This window comes from uncultured Campylobacter sp., assembly GCF_938018145.1.
In the GTDB taxonomy this organism is placed as follows: domain Bacteria; phylum Campylobacterota; class Campylobacteria; order Campylobacterales; family Campylobacteraceae; genus Campylobacter_A.
On the sequence record NZ_CALIII010000468.1, the window covers coordinates 1 to 4,675 of the forward strand.

Genomic DNA, 4,675 nt, shown 5'->3' on the forward strand with positions numbered 1-4,675 from the left:
GCATTTGCGGCATGGACGCCCGAAACGTTCCCCCTTCATAAAAAGGTAGCAAAATACCTCGCAGACGCGCTTAGCGGTACGAAAACGAGACTGCTCGTCATCGGCGGCGCGGGTACGCTATACGTGGACGATAAAGGCACTATGGCTATGGATACGCCTGACTTCCCGCCTGAGTATATGGGCGTCGCAAAGGCTACGGCGGAGTCGTTTTTCGAGCTAAAAGGCAGAACCGATGTGCTTTGGACTTACGTAAGCCCGGCCGGCGAATACGACGATCAGGGCGCTCGCACGGGCAAATACGTCCTTGGCGGCGATAATCTCATCCTAAACTCCAAAAACGAGAGCTACATCAGCTACGCAGACCTCGCGCTCGCGGTCATAGACGAGCTAAAAAACGGCGCTTTCGTGCAAAAGCGCTTTACCGCCGTCGGCGAGAGAGCGTGAGCTTAAAATTTTGCGTAATTTAGCTAAAATAACGCCGCACGAAACTAACGTGCGGTTTTTAAATTTAAATCAAGGCCGGTTATGCAAATAGGACAAAAATTTTCCATCGCTATACATATATTGCTTAGCTGCGAGTTTTTTAAGGACGAGAAAAACACGAGCGAGTTTTTGGCCGGCACGATCGGCACAAATCCCGTCATCGTGCGAAATATAATCAGGCTTTTAAAATCGGCAAATTTGATAAACGTGAGTGCGGGCACGGGCGGGGCGAGCCTAGCTAAGAAGCCTGAGCAGATCACGCTTTTTGATATATTTTCGGCGGTAAACGAGGGCGAAAACGACATCTTTAAAATCCACAAAAACTCGCCGCCGCCTTGTCCGCTAGGAGGCAGGATCGAGGCGCTTTTGACGCCTAAATTTGCCTCCGCGCAGCAAGCGATGTTTGATAGCTTGGCGGGCGTAAATTTGCAAAATTTGCTAGACGAACTGGCGGCTAAAAGCTAAAATTTGCGCCTTTTAATTTTTTCTCGCTTTAAATTTAATCCGTAATTCAAAAAACAGAAGTGTTTGTAGTTTAAGAAAAATTTACTTATAATTCACGGATTAAATTTAAAGGAGATTTCGTGCAACCAAACGCTAAACGCGGAATAGTTCAAAAATATTTCGAGGCGAATTTGCTTCTAAAAATTTTAGCCGGACTTATTTTGGGCGCCGTTTGCGGCATCATTTTTCAAGACGCAAAGGACGCGATAGTTATCCTAAAGCCTTTTGGCGACGTGTTTATAAGACTTCTTAAGATGATCATCGTGCCTATCGTTATGGCTTCGCTCATCGTGGGCTGTAGCTCCATCTCGCCTTCCGATCTTGGCAGAGTAGGGGCAAAGGTGCTGATTTTTTACATATTGACGTCGTTTTTTGCCATCATAGTCGGGCTTGCGGTCGGACTTATCTTGGAGCCGGGAGCAGGGCTACATATAACCGGCAGCGGCGACGTAGCAGGCAAGGCTGCAAATGCGCCTAGTATGTCGTCGATACTCGTAAATTTATTTCCAACCAACCCTTTTGAAGCTATTGCAAAGGGCGAAATTTTACAAATCATAACTTTTAGCCTATTTTTCGGCGTCGCGCTTTCGTTTTTAAAGGATAGTAAAGACGAGAGGCTTAGTAGGCTGGGAAATTTGATCTACGACGTATTTGACGGGATCAACCACATCATGTTTTACGTCATAAGATGGATCATGGAGTACGCGCCGTTTGGCGTTTTCGCTCTTATATTTATCGTATTTTCGCAGCAAGGCGTAAAGGCTTTCGGGCCGCTGCTTGGCGTCACGGTTAGCGCGTATATCGGCTTTGCGGCTCAAATTTTCGTCGTTTATTTCTTGATTTGCTTGATCGTTAAAATCAATCCGTTTAAATTTCTAAAAAAAGTTCGATCGCCTATGCTAACGGCTTTTGTAACCAGAAGCTCGGGTGGGACGCTGCCTATCTCGATGAAAACGGCCGAAGAAGATATGGGTATCCCAAAGCAAATTTACGGCTTTGCGCTTCCCGTGGGCGCCACCGTAAATATGAACGGCACGATCATATATCTAGGTATCTGCGCGATGTTTATCGCTAACGCCGTGGGCGTGGAGCTTGACTCGGGGGCTAAAATGACCATAATACTAACGGCCGTCCTGGCTGCCGTGGGAACTGCCGGAGTGCCTGGAGCGGGCGCGATAATGCTTTTGATGGTGCTTGAATCAGTCGGTCTAAAAGTCGAGGGCGGAAGCGCTGTAGCCGCGGCGTATGCGCTGATTTTGGGCATCGACGCGATCCTTGACATGGGGCGCACGTCGATGAACGTGACGGGAGATATGCTGGGCGCGCTAGTTGTGGCCAAAAATGAAAAAAAATTAGACGAAAGTAAGTGGGCGGATTAGAATTTAATAAATATTTAGATAAAATCGCTAAAAATTTAAAGGAAATATATGATTTTCATCGACGCTTGTTTAAAAGAACCGACACCCTATACGCCTGTTTGGATGATGCGGCAGGCGGGTCGGTATCTACCCGAGTATATGCGAGTTCGCTCTGCGGCGGGAGATTTTTTATCGCTTTGTAAAGATTATAAAAAAGCTAGCGAGGTCACGATCCAGCCGGTTGAAATTTTAGGCGTCGATGCGGCGATACTTTTTAGCGATATCCTCGTCGTGCCGCTTGAGATGGGCATGGATCTTAAATTCGTCCAAGGCGAGGGTCCTGTATTTAGCGATCCGATCAAGACGAGAGAGGATCTAGATAGGCTGGATGTTCAAAAATCAATTAAAAATTTAGACTACGTATACGATACGATCAAGCTAACGCGCGAAAATTTGGCGCAGGATAAGGCACTCATCGGCTTTTGCGGGGCGCCGTGGACGATAGCTACGTACATGATTGAGGGCGGCGGGACAAAAACCTATACGGTTAGCAAGAAGCTTTTGTACTCAAATCCCGAGTTTATGCATCAAATTTTAGCCAAGGTTACGGCCGCGCTTATAGGCTACATGAAAGAGCAGATAAAAGCCGGCGTAAATGCGGTGCAAATTTTTGATAGCTGGGCGGCCGCGCTGGAGGATGAGGCGTATTTTGAGTTCGGTTGGAAGTATATCATGGATATAGTGGATGCGCTTAAGGCCGAATTTCCGCAAATTCCGGTTATCGTTTTTCCAAAAGGCATAAGCGGATATCTGGATAAAATTTCAGGAAATTTCGATATTTTTGGAGTGGATTGGAGTACGCCGATCGAGCTTGCCAAAGCAAAACTAAGCCCGAAATACGTCCTTCAAGGAAATATGGAGCCTACGCGCCTTTATAGCAAAGAGGCGATCGACGCGGGTGTGGAACGAATTTTGCAGACGATGAAAAACGCGCCGCATATCTTTAATCTCGGACACGGTATTTTGCCGGACGTTCCCGTAGAAAACGCGAAATATTTGATTAAGCTAGTACAAGAAAAAAGCGCAAGGTAGCGTAAAAAAGGAGGAAAAATGAACAATCTGGGTATCAAATTTAAGATCATGACGATAGCTATCGTCGGTCTTTTAGGGCTTGGCATAATGAGCGTCTATATGCTAAACAGTATCGCAAAAACTCGCGCAAAAGCCGAGTATAGCGAGCAAATCGTGGATACGATCACGAATCAAAACAGCTTCATTCACGAGCTACAAAAGGAACGAGGATTTAGCTCGGGAGTACTAGCGGGCGGAGATAACGCTAAGCTACTGGCGCAGCGAAAAAATGTAGACGCAGTGCTTGAAAAGCTAGCCGAAAAAAGCGAAATAGCTCCCGAGCTAGCTAAAATCCGCTCCGAGGTCGATCAAAAAGGCAGCGATAATCCAATCGGCCGTATAACGAATATTTTAAGAAAAGAGGTTATCGCGATAAACGGTTATAGCGACAAACTCGAGCCTAGCCTCGTAGACGATCTAAAGCGCATCATTATCGTAGGCGAGATAAAGGAGTCTTTTGGTATCTTGCGAGCGGCTTTAAACGGCGTTTTTACAAAAAAAAGCATAAGTAAAGAGGAGTACAACAAAGTAGTCGCCCTAAATAGCGTAATCAATAAATTTATGCAGGATTTTGACGACTATAACCCGAAAGAATATAGCGCGGAATTTGATTATATCGCGAGAAAAAAGACGGACTTTAGCGATGCGATAAATATCATCAAAGACGTGGTCGCTACTGAAAACGTATCTTACGAAGCGCCAAAATGGTTTTCAAAGATAACTATCTCTATAGACGCCATGAGAGAGCTTGAGCTTAAGCTACTAGCCAACATGAAAGAGGATGCCGCCATCGTTAAAGATGACGCGAATACTCAGATGGTCGTTAGCGTCGTTGTTATAGCAGTTTGTATCGTACTTGTATTACTGGTATCGACATTTATAGGTAGGAATTTGATCTCTGGTATCGACCAGACCAAAAACGGACTCGTGCAATTTTTCGACTTTTTAAACAATAAAACAGACAAAGCCAAGCTACTAAATCGCGGCGGAAGCGACGAGATAGGCCAGATGAGCGCGCTAATAAACGAAAACATCAAGCAAATCGAGGCAAATTTTGCCGAGCAAAACAGCTTTATCAAAGAGGCAAATGTCTTCGTAAATCAAATAGGCAAAGGTAACTATGTAGCGCAGCTAAACGCCGACACTTCAAATCCAGCTCTTAGTCAACTAAAGCAAACGTTTAAAGATCTGCAAATAGC

General features: G+C 45.5%; 4 protein-coding genes and 1 pseudogene. All 5 read left to right on the forward strand.

All coding sequences use genetic code 11. From position 1 onward, the window contains the following. Positions 1 to 444 (forward strand): annotated as a pseudogene (locus tag Q0338_RS11030) (dihydrodipicolinate reductase); the annotation flags it as partial. Positions 445 to 525: 81 nt separating this feature from the next. Further along, positions 526 to 948: an Rrf2 family transcriptional regulator gene (locus Q0338_RS11035; RefSeq protein WP_298086750.1), complete on the forward strand. Its 423-nt coding sequence runs from the start codon at positions 526 to 528 to the stop codon at positions 946 to 948. A gap of 119 nt (positions 949 to 1,067) precedes the next feature. Then, positions 1,068 to 2,366: a dicarboxylate/amino acid:cation symporter gene (locus Q0338_RS11040; RefSeq protein WP_298086751.1), complete on the forward strand. Its 1,299-nt coding sequence runs from the start codon at positions 1,068 to 1,070 to the stop codon at positions 2,364 to 2,366. A 48-nt stretch (positions 2,367 to 2,414) separates the two neighbouring features. Next, positions 2,415 to 3,437, forward strand: coding sequence for a uroporphyrinogen decarboxylase (gene hemE / locus Q0338_RS11045; RefSeq protein WP_298086752.1), 1,023 nt, complete (start codon positions 2,415 to 2,417; stop codon positions 3,435 to 3,437). A gap of 18 nt (positions 3,438 to 3,455) precedes the next feature. Beyond that, a partial coding sequence (locus tag Q0338_RS11050; protein WP_298086753.1) for a nitrate- and nitrite sensing domain-containing protein occupies positions 3,456 to 4,675 on the forward strand: 1,220 nt, incomplete at its 3' end.

Excerpts from the sequence above, each read along its gene's own strand:
- hemE (WP_298086752.1), top strand. The coding sequence starts at position 2,415 with ATGATTTTCATCGACGCTTGTTTAAAAGAACCGACACCCTATACGCCT.
- Q0338_RS11035 (WP_298086750.1), top strand. The coding sequence starts at position 526 with ATGCAAATAGGACAAAAATTTTCCATCGCTATACATATATTGCTTAGC.